This window comes from Neobacillus sp. SuZ13, from assembly GCF_030123365.1.
In the GTDB taxonomy this organism is placed as follows: domain Bacteria; phylum Bacillota; class Bacilli; order Bacillales; family Cytobacillaceae; genus Neobacillus.
In genome coordinates this window covers 1,639,512-1,655,265 of the sequence record NZ_CP126107.1, presented here as the reverse complement: position 1 = coordinate 1,655,265, position 15,754 = coordinate 1,639,512, and the positions used below count along the sequence as shown (strand labels likewise).

Annotated in this window: 14 protein-coding genes and 1 pseudogene; 4 read left to right on the top strand and 11 right to left on the bottom strand. The window is 37.3% G+C overall.

What is annotated here, in order from left to right; translation table 11 throughout:
- Positions 1-99: 99 nt before the first annotated feature.
- Positions 100-399 (bottom strand): DUF3055 domain-containing protein, encoded by a 300-nt coding sequence (locus QNH17_RS08015; RefSeq protein ID WP_144548755.1) that lies wholly within the window; start codon positions 397-399, stop codon positions 100-102.
- 168 nt (positions 400-567) lie between these two features.
- On the opposite strand from QNH17_RS08015, the gene QNH17_RS08010 reads away from it, so the two are divergent.
- A complete protein-coding gene (locus QNH17_RS08010; RefSeq protein WP_283878194.1) occupies positions 568-1,002 on the top strand; it encodes a DUF1885 family protein in 435 nt (144 codons plus the stop codon).
- Between the two features lie 648 nt (positions 1,003-1,650).
- On the opposite strand, the gene lpdA is transcribed toward QNH17_RS08010, so the two are convergent.
- The 5 genes from lpdA to QNH17_RS07980 form a co-directional block, all read right to left on the bottom strand.
- Positions 1,651-3,066 (bottom strand): dihydrolipoyl dehydrogenase, encoded by a 1,416-nt coding sequence (gene lpdA, locus QNH17_RS08000; RefSeq protein WP_283878192.1) that lies wholly within the window; start codon positions 3,064-3,066, stop codon positions 1,651-1,653.
- A 4-nt stretch (positions 3,067-3,070) separates the two neighbouring features.
- Positions 3,071-4,408, bottom strand: a complete 1,338-nt coding sequence (locus tag QNH17_RS07995) for a dihydrolipoamide acetyltransferase family protein (protein WP_283878191.1) — start codon at positions 4,406-4,408, stop codon at positions 3,071-3,073.
- Positions 4,409-4,484: 76 nt separating this feature from the next.
- Positions 4,485-5,462 carry an alpha-ketoacid dehydrogenase subunit beta gene (locus QNH17_RS07990; RefSeq protein ID WP_283878190.1) on the bottom strand — a complete coding sequence of 326 codons (978 nt, stop codon included), beginning with the start codon at positions 5,460-5,462 and terminating at the stop codon, positions 4,485-4,487.
- A 3-nt stretch (positions 5,463-5,465) separates the two neighbouring features.
- Positions 5,466-6,581: a pyruvate dehydrogenase (acetyl-transferring) E1 component subunit alpha gene (pdhA, locus tag QNH17_RS07985; protein WP_283878189.1), complete on the bottom strand. Its 1,116-nt coding sequence runs from the start codon at positions 6,579-6,581 to the stop codon at positions 5,466-5,468.
- Positions 6,582-7,080: 499 nt separating this feature from the next.
- On the bottom strand, positions 7,081-7,743 hold the full coding sequence (locus QNH17_RS07980) for a YkyA family protein (RefSeq protein ID WP_283878187.1): 663 nt from the start codon (positions 7,741-7,743) through the stop codon (positions 7,081-7,083).
- A gap of 179 nt (positions 7,744-7,922) precedes the next feature.
- Between QNH17_RS07980 and def the strand changes: the two genes are divergently transcribed.
- The 3 genes from def to rnjA all read left to right on the top strand — a co-directional run bounded on the left by def (position 7,923) and on the right by rnjA (position 10,861).
- On the top strand, positions 7,923-8,477 hold the full coding sequence (gene def / locus QNH17_RS07975) for a peptide deformylase (protein WP_283878186.1): 555 nt from the start codon (positions 7,923-7,925) through the stop codon (positions 8,475-8,477).
- 501 nt (positions 8,478-8,978) lie between these two features.
- Positions 8,979-9,197, top strand: coding sequence for a DNA-dependent RNA polymerase subunit epsilon (locus tag QNH17_RS07970; RefSeq protein ID WP_283879458.1), 219 nt, complete (start codon positions 8,979-8,981; stop codon positions 9,195-9,197).
- On the top strand, positions 9,194-10,861 hold the full coding sequence (gene rnjA, locus QNH17_RS07965) for a ribonuclease J1 (RefSeq protein ID WP_026566302.1): 1,668 nt from the start codon (positions 9,194-9,196) through the stop codon (positions 10,859-10,861). Before QNH17_RS07970 ends, rnjA begins: the two co-directional genes overlap by 4 nt.
- Before the next feature lie 303 nt (positions 10,862-11,164).
- Here the strand turns inward: rnjA and QNH17_RS07960 are convergent, their stop codons facing one another.
- The 5 genes and pseudogenes from QNH17_RS07960 to QNH17_RS07940 form a co-directional block, all read right to left on the bottom strand.
- Positions 11,165-11,824 carry a potassium channel family protein gene (locus QNH17_RS07960; protein ID WP_283878185.1) on the bottom strand — a complete coding sequence of 220 codons (660 nt, stop codon included), beginning with the start codon at positions 11,822-11,824 and terminating at the stop codon, positions 11,165-11,167.
- Positions 11,825-11,909: 85 nt separating this feature from the next.
- A complete protein-coding gene (locus QNH17_RS07955) occupies positions 11,910-12,812 on the bottom strand; it encodes a DUF4349 domain-containing protein (protein ID WP_283878184.1) in 903 nt (300 codons plus the stop codon).
- Between the two features lie 148 nt (positions 12,813-12,960).
- Positions 12,961-14,320: pseudogene (locus tag QNH17_RS07950) on the bottom strand (IS3 family transposase).
- 80 nt (positions 14,321-14,400) lie between these two features.
- On the bottom strand, positions 14,401-14,856 hold the full coding sequence (locus tag QNH17_RS07945; protein WP_144548735.1) for a TlpA family protein disulfide reductase: 456 nt from the start codon (positions 14,854-14,856) through the stop codon (positions 14,401-14,403).
- A 254-nt stretch (positions 14,857-15,110) separates the two neighbouring features.
- On the bottom strand, positions 15,111-15,659 hold the full coding sequence (locus QNH17_RS07940; protein WP_098572591.1) for a peroxiredoxin: 549 nt from the start codon (positions 15,657-15,659) through the stop codon (positions 15,111-15,113).
- Positions 15,660-15,754 lie beyond the last annotated feature (95 nt).

Here is a 15,754-nt window from a genome sequence, read left to right as displayed (position 1 = left end):
AATAATATATCACATTATAAATATCAAGCCTAAATTGTATGTCACAATTAAAAATTTTCATAAAAAAAAAGGCCAATTAAGGCCTTCTTTTTTGAATCATTACTCATATTGGGTGACAAAAGGGATGGATGGTAGAGTTTCTCTGAAGAAGTCAGCCAAATCAGCTGCCTGCTGTTGGTCAGGTATACGGAATACGGTTTGAAGGTAATCAATATCTTCAATATCTTTGGGGTCAAGGAGAGTGGAGCGGCCTGTTTGCATGCAGACAACTAACGGCTTTCCAAAAAACATGGTGGTATAAATAATTCCAAAATCATAACGTGTACTTTCCGTGGTAAACCCAATAAACCTAACTTTTGAATTTTCATGCTCATCATAGAGCTTCTCAAAGATTTCCATAAGTTCCTCCTTTTTTAAAAGAATGATTCTTTAGAATATTATTATAATTCAAATTTAAATAAGAAACAAGAAACTTGTACATTTATTTCATACCGCAGTTGTCATAATATTTTATTCAGTGCTAGAATAGAGAGGATTAAAACTACGTACTCGTGGGGGGGAATGATGATGGCTGTTAACGCATACATTAAGCTAGTGCCTTCATCTGCTAAACAAAAGGTAACAATTGAGGAAGTAAAGGACTTATTTATTGAGTATAAAAAGAATACAACAAAAACAGGCAATCAAATAGGATGGGAATACGGAGAGTCTGCCTTCCCATATGAACTGAAAGAAACAATAGAGGCCAAAGGCAAATGGTTCTATTTACATTCAAATGATGAACGCTACTATGCCATTTTAGTTGGAGTTGATCAGGAAACGATTCGTAACGAAGAGGGTCAGGAACTGGAACAAACATACATACAAATCACTTTACCTGATCAATCTACTTACGGTGATAAAGGGAAAGCCAATGAATTTTGTAAATACCTTGCGAAAAAACTGCAAGGGGAACTCCATCTGTTCAATGAGCGCATCATGTATTATTATCCACGAAAATAAAAAAGCTCCTTAAGGGGCTTTTTTTAGTGAGTAAACATTTCCATGGTATAGTGAATTGAAGTGTATATAACAAGGCTTAAAGTAGTGATAAATAGTGTTTTACGCGCCGATTTGGTTACATGATTTCCAAGTAAATAAGCTAGATAAAAAAATACAAAAAACATAATGACTTTATATATTAGCTGGTCATGTTTTGACAACCATTCAATAAAGGTATAACCGCTCCAAATGATAAATTGTAGTATCACGACTATATAGACCCTCATATTTATCACCACTCTTAATACATTCAAAATAAAAATTAGAATGTTAGTTCTTTTAAGTATATGTTTTAAAAACGAGAGATATATTTTGTTTTTATGATAACAAGGATTTTTTTACGCTTCTATTTATAAGGCTATGTTAACCTTGTCTGTTGATTTCCGTTCCAGGCGCTTCGCTTTCCGCGGGCGTGCCGGGGAGCCTCCTCGTCGCTGCGCTCCTGCGGGGTCTCCCCTGACCCGTACTCCCGCAGGAGTCTTCGCGCCTTCCACTACAATCAACAGAATCAATTTTAACCTTTAACACAGCCCTCTTATAAGAACAATTCGTCAGAAATAAAAAAAGTCCTTTCCGCTAATTAGCGAAAAGGACTTTATTCTTTCTAATTTATTTCATAATGTGGATTGGGCTTCCTAACGCTACTTCCGCCGCTTCCATTGTTATTTCTCCGAGTGTTGGATGTGCATGAATTGTCATAGCAAGATCTTCTGCAGTCATTCCTGCTTCAATCGCAAGACCTAATTCTGCGATCATATCCGACGCGCTAGTTCCGGCAATCTGTGCCCCAATTACAAGTCCATCTTCTTTCCGAGTAATTAGTTTCAAGAATCCATCACCACTGTCTAATGATAACGCACGACCATTTGCAGCAAATGGGAATTTAGCTGCAATTACAGCGATTCCTTCTTCTTTTGCTTGTGATTCTGTATAGCCAACTGAAGCTAATTCAGGGTCAGAGAAGACAACAGCAGGGATACCTAAATAATCAATTTCAGACGTGTGACCAGCAATTGCCTCAGCAGCAATTTTCGCTTCATATGAAGCTTTATGTGCTAACTGAGGACCTGCTACAACGTCACCAATAGCATAGATATTAGTGAGGTTGGTGCGGCATTGTTTGTCAATTTCAATCAAACCGCGGTCAGATAACTTAACGCCTACTTGTTCTAATCCCATTTCATCGGTGTTAGGGCGTCTTCCGACCATTACAAACACATAATCTGCTTCGATTTTCTTTTCTTCGCCTTTTGTTTCGAACGTTACGACAACGCCGTTTTCAGTTTCTTCAACGCCCTTAGCAAATGCCTTTGTAAAGAATTCTGCACCTTTTTTCTTCATGCTCTTTTTTACGAGTGCAGCCATTTGCTTATCAAAAACGCCAAGACCGAGTATTTCTTCGGCACCCTCTAAAATGGTGACCTGGCTGCCAAAGTTTGCGTAGGCACCGCCAAGTTCAATCCCAATTACTCCACCGCCAATGACGACGATTTTTTCAGGGATTTCATTTAAGTTAAGCGCCCCAGTAGAATTCAGAACACGTTTTGAATATTTAAAGGCTGGAAGTTCGATTGGACGAGATCCAGTTGCAATAATTGCATTTTTAAAAGTATAAGTCTGTGCTGAATCTTCATTTATAACACGCAATGTATTGGCATCGACAAAATAAGCCTCACCACGAGCAATATTTACTTTATTACCTTTTAATAAACCTTCGACACCACCTGTTAACTTTTTAACGATGCCTGCCTTGAATTCTTGAACTTTTGAAAAATCCACTTTTACATTTTCTGCGGTAATACCAAAAGAATCGGAATGCATGGCTGTTTCGTAGCGGTGACCCGCTGAAATCAAAGCTTTCGAAGGAATACAACCGACATTTAAACAAACGCCACCTACATATTCTTTTTCAACAATTGTCACCTTTTGTCCAAGCTGCGCTGCACGAATAGCTGCAACATATCCTCCCGGACCAGCTCCGATGACTATAGTATCTGTTTCAATTGGGAAATCTCCAACGACCATTATATTACGCCTCCATTAACAATAGTTCTGGATCGTTCAACAAACGTTTAATATGATTTAATGCATTTTGTGCTGTTGCTCCATCGATCATACGGTGGTCAAAACTTAAAGATAAAGCTAATACTGGTGCCGCAACAATTTCACCATTTTTAACGATTGGTTTTTCTGCAATTCGGCCAACACCCAAGATAGCAACTTCAGGGTGATTAATTACTGGAGTAAACCATTGACCGCCAGCTGAACCAATATTGGAAATAGTACATGAAGCACCTTTCATTTCATTAGGGGCAAGCTTTCCGTCACGTGCTTTTCCAGCTAATTCATTGATTTCGTTAGAAATTGAGAAAACGGACTTACGGTCTGCATCTTTTACAACTGGTACAAGTAAGCCTTTTTCTGTGTCAGCTGCAATTCCAATATTATAATAGTGCTTATGAATAATTTCACTTGTTGCATCATCTAGTGATGTGTTTAATGCAGGGAATTCACGTAATGCACTTGTTAATGCTTTAACGATGTATGGTAAGAATGTAAGCTTAATGCCTTTGGCTGCAGCTACCTCTTTAAACTTCTTACGGTGTGAAACAAGTTTAGTTACATCCACTTCATCCATAAGTGTTACGTGTGGTGCAGTGTGCTTAGAGTTAACCATTGCCTTAGCAATTGCCTTCCGAATACCACTCATTTTCTCGCGAGTTTCAGGATATTCTCCTTGAGGAATAGCTGCCGCAGCCGCTTGTGGTGCCTCCACTTTAGCATTTTCCGTTGTTGCTGCAGTATCAGTCGCAGCTTGTGGTGCAGGTGCTGCTCCACCGCTTACAAATGAATCGATATCACTCTTAAGAATGCGTCCAAGATTTCCTGTTCCAGGAACTAATTGGATATTAATTCCTTTCTCACGAGCATACTTACGAACAGATGGCATAGCAACAATGCGACGATTTGGATCAACATCAACTTGTGGTGCTACTGCTACTGCAACTGCTGCTGGTTGTGGTGCTGTATCTTGTTTAACCTCTGGCGCAGGAGCTGCTGCTGCTGGCTTCTCTTCTTGTTTCGGTTCATCAGCATGTTCATCGCCTTTGAATTGTAGGTTTTCGTAACCAGGAGCATCAAAGGTTACCAAAACTTGTCCAACTGTTGCGACAGTTCCTTCGCCAACTAATACATCAACTACTGTTCCTTCAACAGGGGAAGGGATTTCTACTACAGCCTTATCATTTTGAATCTCACAAAGTACATCATCTTCTTGAACTTTGTCACCTGGTTTTACGAACCATTTAACAATTTCGCCTTCATGTATACCTTCACCGATGTCAGGCATTTTAAATTGAAATGACACTAGGATTCATCCTCCTAAATTACATGTTTTTTTGAGCAACATAACTATAGAAATAAACTACGATTAAATAGGTTAATTAAAAGGTTAAAACCTTTTTAGCTGTTGCAATTACATCTTTATAATTCGGAAGCCAAACAGCTTCTGCTTGTGGGAATGGAAAAACGGTATCTGGAGCAGCCACACGTAGGACTGGTGCTTCCAAACTTAAAATTGCACGATCATTTATTTCAGCAACAACATTTGCTGCAATACCAGCTTGTTTTTGTGCTTCTTGAACAACAATCGCACGGCCTGTTTTATTAACGGATGCAATAATTGTCTCAATATCAATCGGGCTTACAGTCCGTAAATCAATTACTTCCGCAGAAAAACCTTCTTTTTCTAACTCTTCTGCAGCTTTCAATGACTCATGTACCATTGCACCATAAGTAATAATTGAAACGTCTGTACCTTCACGTTTAACTTCAGCTTTTCCTAGTGGAATTGTATATGACTCTTCAGGAACTTCTTGACGGAAAGAACGGTATAACTTCATATGCTCAAGGAAAACAACTGTATCATTGTCACGGATAGATGAAATGAGCAGCCCCTTAGCATCATACGGAGTGGAAGGAATAACAACCTTAACTCCTGGTGTCTGAGCCATAAGTCCTTCTAAACTGTCAGCGTGCATATCAGGAGTATGTACCCCTCCACCAAATGGCGAGCGAAACGTTACAGGCGCACTAAACTTTCCACCTGAACGATAACGTTGGCGGGCTAACTGACCAGCAATGGAATCCATGACCTCAAATACGAAACCAAAAAATTGAATTTCCGGAACCGGGCGGAATCCTTGCAAACTTAGACCTACTGCTAAGCCGCCGATTCCAGATTCAGCAAGTGGAGTGTCAAATACACGATCCTCGCCAAATTCCTGTTGCAACCCTTCGGTTGCACGGAATACACCCCCGTTTACACCAACGTCCTCACCGAATACTAACACATTTGGATCGTTGCGTAATTCCGAACGTAAAGCATCTGTTATTGCTTGAATCATTGTCATTTGAGCCATGGCTTACTTCGACTCCTTTTCTTTATATATTTCATATTGTTCTTGTAAGTTTTGAGGCATTTCTTCATACATAATAGACATCAAATCAGTAACCTTTTGTTTAGGTGCAGCATCAGCTAATTTAATTGCTTCTTTAATGTCTTCTTTCGCTTGTTCGATTACTTCATTTTCTTTTTCTTCTGACCAAAGACCTTTGTTTTCAAGGAATTTACGGAAACGAACTAATGGATCTTTCTTTTCCCATTCATTGTCAAGGTCTGCTGTACGATAACGAGTTGGATCATCACCTGCCATAGTATGTGGACCATATCTGTATGTTAAAGTTTCAATGAATGTTGGACCTTCACCATTAATTGCTCGTTCGCGTGCTTCACGTACAGCAGCATAAACAGCAAGTGGATCCATACCGTCAACTTGAATTCCCGGAATTCCAGCTGCAACAGCTTTTTGAGCTAGAGTTTTGGCAGCTGATTGCTTTTCAACAGGAGTTGATATAGCGAATCGGTTATTTTGAGCAATGAAGATGGCTGGAGCTTTATAGGCGCCGGCAAAGTTCATTCCTTCATAGAAATCACCTTGTGATGTTCCTCCATCACCGGTATAAGTAATAGCTACTGCCTTTGTTCCACGCTTTTTAAAACCAAGAGCAACACCGGCAGTTTGAACATACTGGGCACCGATGATAATTTGAGGATGAAGAACATTTACTCCGTCCGGAATTTGCATACCTTGAAAATGTCCTCTTGACCATAAAAATGCTTGGGATAATGGTAAGCCATGCCAAACAATTTGCGGAACATCACGATATCCAGGTAAAATAAAATCTTCTTTTTCTAATGCAAATTGGGAAGCTAATTGAGAAGCTTCTTGCCCTGCAGTTGGAGCGTAGAAACCCAATCTTCCTTGACGATTTAAAGAAATAGAACGCTGGTCAAGAATTCGCGTGTAAACCATGCGACGCATTAATTCTTGGAGCTGTTCATCAGTAAGTTCAGGCATTGCTGCTTCGTTTACGACTTCACCAGCTTCATTTAAAATTTGAAGTGTTTGAAATTGTTCCTCAACAACTTCTAGTGTTTTCTTCGCATCAAGCTTAGCGTTTTGAGTTTTAGAAACCATTTAGGTCACCTCTTCCTTTCAATTCAGGAGCTAAATTTTTGAAAATATTATCCACTAAATTAGATTACCCAAAACCTAAAGATTAAAAAGCAGATAGTCAGTCCTATCTATTTTGTACTTTGTATTGAGTAAACCCGTGATATTACATAGAATTTTGGTTAGCTTAGTTCTTAAACATACTACTAAATAGTTTTTACAGAAAAGATAAGATAAAACAAATTTTCTTTTACCTCACCATCATTTTATTCTGTACCACTATTTTATGTAACACCATTGATACAATTAATGAACTCTTTTACAAGTTTACCTCATTAGTTTTTACACGTCAAATACTATGTATTAATATTTTTCAACACAATCATGTTGCTAAATATTTGTATATTATTCTTACTGTATCATTCAATTTCATTATCTGTTATATATATATTTTCTTTTCCTGGTGTTGTTATAATATAAAAAAAACCGGCATAATTTGCCGATTACTTTTATTAAATAATATTTAGTTACTTGAATTAAGTCCTGCCTGCTTATAAAATAACAACTTTTTATCATTGTATTGTTCTGTTAGCATATTAAATTTTTCATTCGCATTAAAGATTCTTTTATATGTTTCATTGAGCTTATTTACTTGGGATTCAAGATCCTCTAGTGGAAGGTTTTTGTTTTTAAACATTTCATATAATGTTTTATCATTTTTAAGCGCCTCATTATATACTGTGAATAACTCATCATGCGCTTCATATCTATTCATCATTGTCTCATACATATCATTAGCTGCTTTCCTTAAGCTTGGGTCTTCCAATTTATCCTTTATATTTGCAGCTTTTGAAAATTCTTTTTCCGAGAGCTTGATACTGTTTGTTTCCTTATCCATTAGCTCTTTTCTTTGATCTACTAATACAAGCGCTTCATCGGAAAGCTTAACGATTTGATCATATTCTTTCATGCCAAGTTCAATAATTTGGTCATAAATCCCTTTTTCCTTTTTTTCGAGTGCGACAAGGGGATTCTGTTGTTCCTCGAATACTTTTTCCGCCTTTACGACTTTTTCTAAGACGGTATACATTTTTTCTTCAGGTGCCTTTTCTTTTGTACATCCTGCAAAAATAACTGCCAAAACCAATATAATAAAAATAAAACCATACTTTTTTAATGACGACATGTTTTAAACCTCCTGATTATTCCATATTCTACTATATCGACACTTGGTTTGTTTGACAATAAGGAGTTTATAAAAGGATGCTTTAAGGAGGGCTTTAATCAATTGTTAACTTTTTATTAATTGTCTGATAGACTAATTATTATTAATAATTTAGTTAGAGTACAGGAGTGAGTGTTTTCATGTTAACGATGGGAGATATCATACGAGATGGCCATCCTTCCCTTAGAAAAGTGGCTGCAGAAGTATCTATGCCGCCCTCTGAAGAGGATAAACAAATACTAAGCAGTTTATTAGAATATGTCATTAATAGCCAAAATCCTGAAATATCTGCACAATACGGTTTGCGACCAGGAATCGGTTTAGCGGCCCCACAAATCAATGTGTTAAAACGAATGATTGCTGTCCATCTTATGGATGAGACAGGAACTCTTTATAGTTATGCGTTATTTAACCCAAAAATTATTAGCCATTCTATCGAAAAATCCTATTTAAATTCAGGTGAAGGCTGCCTGTCTGTTGATAGAGCGATTCCCGGCTATGTCCCAAGACATGCAAGAATAACGGTAAAGGGAACTACTCTAAACGGTGAAGAAGTGAAACTTCGTTTAAAAGGACTTCCTGCTATTTGTTTTCAACACGAAATTGATCATTTAAATGGGATTATGTTTTATGATTATATTAATCATGAAGATCCATTAAGACCGATCGAAGGTGCCATTGCAATTGAGCGGTAAATCACCCCAAATTGAAGTCGTAAAAAATAAAAGAACCGGCCTATTGGTCGGTTCTTTTGCTATATTTTTATAATGTCACTGTAATTCCATGTTTAACCATGATTGAATTAGCATTTTTCTTCATATAATAAAGTAAAAATACTCTTATTTTAAAAAAACTTCAATAATCTGCCATCGCTTACTTTACATTGGACAAGGTTCGTATAAAATAAGAGATAAGGAGATGATCCACTATGTTAAAGAAGCTGAGAAAGAAGCTCTTAAAACAGTGGAATGATTTACTACGAAAAAAATCCATTGCATAAATCCCATTGCCTAAATTTATTTAGGGCCCTTCAAACTTGCGAAGGGCTCCTTCGTTATTGTAAATTGTAAAAACAACGATTCTTTTTTACATACTTTTCATACAAGACTAATGTTTTCCAAAGAAAATAAATGAAAAAGATGAAAATGTTTTATATAATAGAAAAAGCTATGACCCAAGTTAGGAGCGATATTGTAATGATATTTAAAGTATATTATCAAGAAAGCATCACAGAAGTACCTGTTAGAGAAAATACAAAAACCCTTTTTATTGAAGGTGAATCAGTCAGAGAAGTCCGTTCAAAAATTGCTGACCGTGGCTATAATGTTGAATCTGTTCAAGAAGTTAAGGGAGCACATCTTAGTTATGAACAACAAAATGAAGACTATAAAGTATTGGAGAAAGATAATTTATGAAATTTGTTAAGAATGATCAAACTGCAGTTTTTGCCCTGGGTGGTTTAGGCGAAATAGGCAAAAACACATATGCAGTTCAGTTCCAGGATGAAATAATATTGATTGATGCCGGCATTAAATTTCCAGAGGACGAGCTATTAGGCATTGATTATGTTATTCCGGATTACACCTATTTGGTTAAAAATCAAGAAAAAATAAAAGGTTTATTTGTTACTCATGGGCATGAAGACCACATCGGTGGTATTCCCTATTTATTACGTGAAGTTAATGTTCCAATTTATGGAGGAAAATTGGCTCTTGGGTTAATAAAAAATAAACTTGAAGAACACGGCTTATTGAGAAATGCTAAGCTGATTGATATAAAAGAAGACGATGTCATAAAATTCCGCAAAACATCCGTTACTTTTTTCCGAACCACACATAGTATTCCTGATTCTTATGGAATTGTTGTTAAAACACCGCCAGGACAAATTGTCCATACTGGTGATTTTAAATTTGATTTTACCCCTGTCGGTGAACCAGCCAATTTGACGAAAATGGCCGAAATCGGTAAGGAAGGCGTACTTTGTTTACTTTCAGACAGTACGAATAGTGAAATACCTGAATTTACGATGTCAGAACGCCGGGTTGGAGACAGCATTAACGATATTTTCCGTAAAGTGGATGGCCGAATCATATTTGCAACATTTGCATCAAATATTCACCGATTGCAGCAAGTGGTAGAGGCAGCCGTAGTGTACGGACGGAAAGTAGCTGTTTTTGGACGCAGTATGGAAGCTGCCATTAATATTGGACTAGAGTTAGGTTATATTAATGCACCTAAAGAAACCTTTATTGAAGCAAATCAAATCAATCGACTGCCTGCTGATAAAGTTACCATTCTTTGTACTGGAAGTCAGGGCGAAGCGATGGCTGCCCTATCAAGAATTGCCAATGGTACACACAGACAAATCCAAATCATTCCCGGAGATACCGTTGTATTTTCATCATCACCTATTCCTGGAAACACAATCAGCGTGAGCAGAACCATTAATATGCTCTACAGAGCTGGGGCTGAAGTTATTCACGGAAAACTTAGCAATATTCATACCTCTGGTCATGGTGGACAGGAAGAACAAAAGCTTATGCTTCGCTTAATCAGACCGAAGTTCTTTATGCCAATCCATGGTGAATATCGTATGCAAAGAATGCATGCTAAGATTGCAGTGGATTGTGGGGTACAAGAAGAAAATTGTTTTATTATGGATAATGGTGAGGTATTAGCACTTTCCGAGGATACAGCACAGGTTGCAGGAAAGATCCCATCTGGTTCCGTTTATATTGATGGTAGCGGAGTAGGCGACATCGGAAACATCGTCTTACGTGACCGTAGAATCCTCTCAGAAGAAGGTTTAGTAGTTGTGGTGGTAAGCATTAATATGAAAGAATTCAAAATCGCATCCGGACCAGACTTAATTTCGCGAGGATTTGTTTATATGCGGGAATCAGGTGATTTAATTAATGATGCACAGAACCTAATCACCAAACACTTGAATAGGGTAATGGAAAGAAAGACAAGCCAATGGTCGGAAATTAAAAACGAAATTACAGATACATTAGCTCCTTTCCTATACGAAAAAACAAAACGCAGACCAATGATCTTACCAATCATTATGGAAGTGTAAATAATAAAAGAAGCGGAAGCACCTTTCAGGGTGCTTCCGCTTTTCTTTATTGTCTAGCTCCAGCGCCTAGGGGCTCGGGGTCATAAGCCAATCAGTCATGAAGAAGGTTAAAGAGCAACCTTCACGCCTGCTCGTCTTATGCCTGTCGCCCCTAAGCACGGCGCTTCCGCTTTTCTTTATTGTCTAGCTCCAGCGCCTAGGGGCTCGGGGTCATAAGCCAATCAGTCATGAAGGTTAAAGAGCAACCTTCACGCCTGCTCGTCTTATGCCTGTCGCCCCTGAGCACGGCGCTTCCGCTTTTCTTTATTCTAATACCTTTTTTTCAAATCGATCGATGTCTTGGTCTGTACCGATTACAATTAACACATCATTAGCGTGGAAGGTTTCTTTCGCTTGCGGAGAAACAATAATCTCTTCTCCTCTTTTGATAGCAACAATATTCAAACCATATTTCTTTCGAATGTCCAAATCCATAATCGTATGACCACTAAGTCTTCCATTCACAACAATTTCAACAATACTGTGTTCATCTGAAAGTTCAAGATAGTCAACAACGTTACTAGAGGCCATATTGTTAGCTATACGTCTTCCCATATCTCTTTCTGGGTGGACAACACTGTCTGCTCCAATTTTACGAAGAACTTTTTCATGGTAATCATTTTGAGCCTTTGCTGTAATACGTCCGACACCCAATTCTTTGAGAATAAGGGTTGTTAGTATGCTTGATTGAATATCATCGCCAATAGCTACGATTACATGATCAAAGTTCCGGATCCCTAAGCTTTTTAAAACAGCTTCATCTGTTGTATCACCTACAACCGCATGGGAAGCAATCATTGCATATTCATTGACACGTTCCTCATTTATATCAATTGCCAGTACTTCCATCCCCTCATCGGTAAGCGTGCGACAAATACTTCCACCGAATCGGCCTAGCCCAATAACCGCAAAGCTCATTTTCATAGAATTGCCCCTCTGCTTCAAACATTATCTACTATGGATTCATTTTATCATTATTCATTAAGGATATATAGTATGGTACCACTATTTACTCAGGTCTGTTTTTCTTCTTTCTATAAAAGAAAACGAAAAGAAATCCTAGTAATAATAAAATAGCTATGACAGGAATATTACCAATGATGAAAACAACTAAACCTGATAAGCCAACTAATAACATATTGATACTTTTCATAAATTGTTTTTTTGTTTTTTCCCAAGTATTTAATTTGTCTTTATCAATGGTTGGAATTACTACGCTTTTTTCATATAGAGTGATGTTAACAGTCGAAAAGGATGTTTGATTTTCTAAGAATTTCATCTTTCCTTCAATAGCCTCGATTTCCTCTTGAACAACTGCTAGATCAGCTGAAATTTTCAATAAATCTTCTGTTTTTACTGCACTTTTCATGAAAGTTGTTAACCGTTCTTCCACTACTCTTTTTGATTTTAATCTTGACTTAAGATCAACATATTCCTCCGTAACATCCTGGCCTGTAATGTTCCTTTGCAGCACCTCAGCAGCTTGGCTCTCTGCATCATGTAAAAAGGTTTGAAAGTTTTTTTGTGGTATTCTTATCCTAATGCTGCCACTGACCTGCTCCTTCCCCTCTTTAGACACATTAGACTCAGTAATATAGCCGCCATATTTGATTACTTTTTCTTCAAGAGTCTGGACTGTTTTATCAAATTTTTTTACACGCAGTTCGAGGTCCGCTTGATAAATGACCATTTGGTTTTGTACTTTTACTTTATCAGGCTCAACTGTTTTATCCGCTTTTCCCATTTCACTTGAATAAAAGTTTGCTTGCTCGCCAGTTCCAGATTGAGTGTTATCCATAGCCACGTCATTACTTTGAGACATTTTTTCACTTTTATTTTCACCGCTAGCACTGCAACCAGTAATCCAAACTAATAAAATAATAAATAGGATTGGTAACCTTCTATTTTTCATCTTCAGACACCCCTTTTAGTCCTTATTGTCATGGCCTGTATAAATGCATACTTATAAATACCGACGATTAAAAGGCTGCAAGGTTACAATCAAATAAAAAAAGCTGCCGTTGATTTATGAACTGACCCAATAAAGTTAGACAAAAATTTTAGGTTGCTTTCAAAACCTGAGTCCGGTATTCGACTGGACTTAGGTCTTTTAATTTTGCCTTCATTCGTTTGTGATTGTAATAATAAATATATTCTTCTAATTCTCGTTCGAAATGTTCCATACTCTCAAATTCTTGTAAGTAGAGTAGTTCAGACTTTAATAAGCCAAAGAAATTTTCTATGACTGCATTGTCTAAACAATTACCCTTCCGGGACATACTCTGTCGTATACCATGTTCTTTTAATTTATTTTGATATTTACTCATCTGATAATGCCAGCCTTGATCTGAATGGAGGATAGCTTCATCATCAGGTTTTATTTTTTTTATTGCTTCTTCAAGCATATCTCCAACAAGAGAATAAACAGGACGGTTCATAACTTTGTAAGCAATTATTTCTCCATTACATAAATCTAAAACAGGCGATAAATATCGTTTTTCCCCAAATAAATGAAATTCTGTAACATCAGTTACCCATTTCTCATTCATTTTACCTGCCCTAAAATCGCGATTTAGTATATTGGGTGCAACTTTTCAACTGATCCACGGTATGAACGGTACTTTTTCATACGCACCTCACATTTTAAGCCCATCTCATTCATTAATCGATTAATGGTCTTTGGATCATGGTAAATATTCTTTTTCTCCAATTCTTTGGTGATACGACGGTAACCATAACGTCCTTTATGCTCATGATAAATAGCTGCAATCGCTTCTTTTACCTTTGCATATTTATCTTCATTATTTAATCGTTTTTCCCAGTAATAGTACGTACTACATGGAATGTCTGCGACTTGAACTATTTCCACTACATCAAATTTATTCTTTAGTTCAAAAATTACTTGCGCCTTGATTTTGTTTGTAATTTTTCCTGTTCTCGAACTAAAGCGTTCAACTTTTTTAAATAGGCATTCTCCATACGTAAGCGATCATTTTCAGCTCGAAGAGCTTCGATTGAACCTTCAACTGGCAGTTGTTGTTCTTTGTTTATCTTTGATACTTTTTTCATGGAAGGACGCCCCTTTTTCTTTGATTGTAGGGCATCAATTCCTCCAGTTTCAAAAGCCTTTCTCCAATTTCGGACCATACCAGGTGAAGAAATATTGAAAATGGCAGCTGTATCATAAGAAGATGTACCCGTTTCGTTCATATAATTAAGTACATTTAGTTTAAACTCCCCAGAATAATTTGTATAGGACTTAATAAATGCTTCCATACCATGTTGTTCATAAAGCCTAACCCATCCACTGATAATAGTTTTACTAACTCTTACTTCTTCCTCAATTTTTCCAAAACTTTCATTTCCCTCTAAATACCTTAATACAATTTGTATCTTATCTTCCGTTTTAAATTTGGACATAAAAACACCCCGTAAATGTTAGTTTAGTGTCTAACATTTACGGGGCAGTTCATTATAAGCAGGCAGCTTTTCAATGTTTATTATTCTGTTTTTTCCAATTCATCTAATACACGGTTTACACGTTTCTCGAGCATTTTCATGCCGCTTCCACCTGCTTGGAAATGACGAAGCTTACCCTCACGGTCAAAGACATAATAAGCAGGGACATATTGATTTTCGAACGCTTCCGTTAACTTATGTTCACTGTCCACAAAAATCGGTTGATTGATACCATGTTCTGCGGCTACTTGTTTAATGTCTTCTATATTCAAATCGTTCTCAGAACGAGGCATATGCACAGCAACCACATTTAATTTGTCCTTAAAATCATCACGGAATTGGTTAACCTGAGGCATTGCTTCTTTACAAAGATGGCAGCTAACCGACCAAAAATGGATTAGGGTTGGTTTTTCACCAATTAGGTCAGATTTTGTAACTTCACCATTTAACCATTCAACGGCCCCAGTTAATTCTGGCATTGGTTCACGTAATTTCATTTAGATTTCCTCCTATAAGAAAAGCGCAAGCGCCCTGTTCAGCGGCGTATGGCCTGGCACTCCAACCGAGATAAAGGAAACACGAAGAGCCAGAGGCGCATTCGTGCTTGACTTATCGTAGGGCGGAGAGCGAAGGACACTAGCCGCTAGGGCGCTGGAGCTAGACAATAATCTAAGTTCAAAAACTTATAATTTCTGATCATTTTAAAAAGACCTAACACTATAATAGGTTAGGTCAATTTATTTTCTACAAATTATACGTTCAATGTAGCTTGTCCTGGCTTCCAGTTAGCTGGGCAAAGACCACCTGTTTGTAATGCTTGAAGAACACGAAGAGTTTCATCAACATCACGGCCGATATTGTTGTGGTTAACAACAGAATACATTAATTCACCTTCTGGGCTGATGATGAATAATCCACGTAATGCGATACCTTCTTCTTCAATTAGAACGCCATAATCACGAGCTACAACATGGTTAGTATCAGCTGCTAATGCGTAATTTAAATCGCCAAGACCATTTTCTTTACGGTCTGTTTTGATCCAAGCGAGGTGAGTATGAATAGTATCTGTAGAAGCACCAATAACAACTGCATCTAAATCATCAAACTCTTCATAGCGGTCTGATAATGCTGTGATTTCAGTTGGACAAACAAATGTAAAGTCCATTGGATAGAAGAATAATACAGTCCACTTATCGTTTTTCATGTTTTCTTCTAGGCTAACTTTACCAAATTCTTTGTTTGGCAATACAGCATCCATTTCAAAGCGTGGTGCTTGTTTACCTACCATACGTTCAGGCATTCAAATCCCTCCAAATATTAAATAAAATGAGTGTTTATAGCAATTCTCATTTGCTATCCTTTATCACAATACTAATTATAGGACAGAACTTATTT

Coding starts and splice junctions, on each gene's coding strand:
- QNH17_RS08015 (WP_144548755.1), bottom strand. CDS start 399: ATGGAAATCTTTGAGAAGCTCTATGATGAGCATGAAAATTCAAAAGTT.
- QNH17_RS08010 (WP_283878194.1), top strand. CDS start 568: ATGGCTGTTAACGCATACATTAAGCTAGTGCCTTCATCTGCTAAACAA.
- lpdA (WP_283878192.1), bottom strand. CDS start 3,066: ATGGTCGTTGGAGATTTCCCAATTGAAACAGATACTATAGTCATCGGA.
- QNH17_RS07990 (WP_283878190.1), bottom strand. CDS start 5,462: ATGGCTCAAATGACAATGATTCAAGCAATAACAGATGCTTTACGTTCG.
- pdhA (WP_283878189.1), bottom strand. CDS start 6,581: ATGGTTTCTAAAACTCAAAACGCTAAGCTTGATGCGAAGAAAACACTA.
- QNH17_RS07980 (WP_283878187.1), bottom strand. CDS start 7,743: ATGTCGTCATTAAAAAAGTATGGTTTTATTTTTATTATATTGGTTTTG.
- def (WP_283878186.1), top strand. CDS start 7,923: ATGTTAACGATGGGAGATATCATACGAGATGGCCATCCTTCCCTTAGA.
- QNH17_RS07970 (WP_283879458.1), top strand. CDS start 8,979: ATGATATTTAAAGTATATTATCAAGAAAGCATCACAGAAGTACCTGTT.
- rnjA (WP_026566302.1), top strand. CDS start 9,194: ATGAAATTTGTTAAGAATGATCAAACTGCAGTTTTTGCCCTGGGTGGT.
- QNH17_RS07960 (WP_283878185.1), bottom strand. CDS start 11,824: ATGAAAATGAGCTTTGCGGTTATTGGGCTAGGCCGATTCGGTGGAAGT.
- QNH17_RS07955 (WP_283878184.1), bottom strand. CDS start 12,812: ATGAAAAATAGAAGGTTACCAATCCTATTTATTATTTTATTAGTTTGG.
- QNH17_RS07945 (WP_144548735.1), bottom strand. CDS start 14,856: ATGAAATTACGTGAACCAATGCCAGAATTAACTGGGGCCGTTGAATGG.
- QNH17_RS07940 (WP_098572591.1), bottom strand. CDS start 15,659: ATGCCTGAACGTATGGTAGGTAAACAAGCACCACGCTTTGAAATGGAT.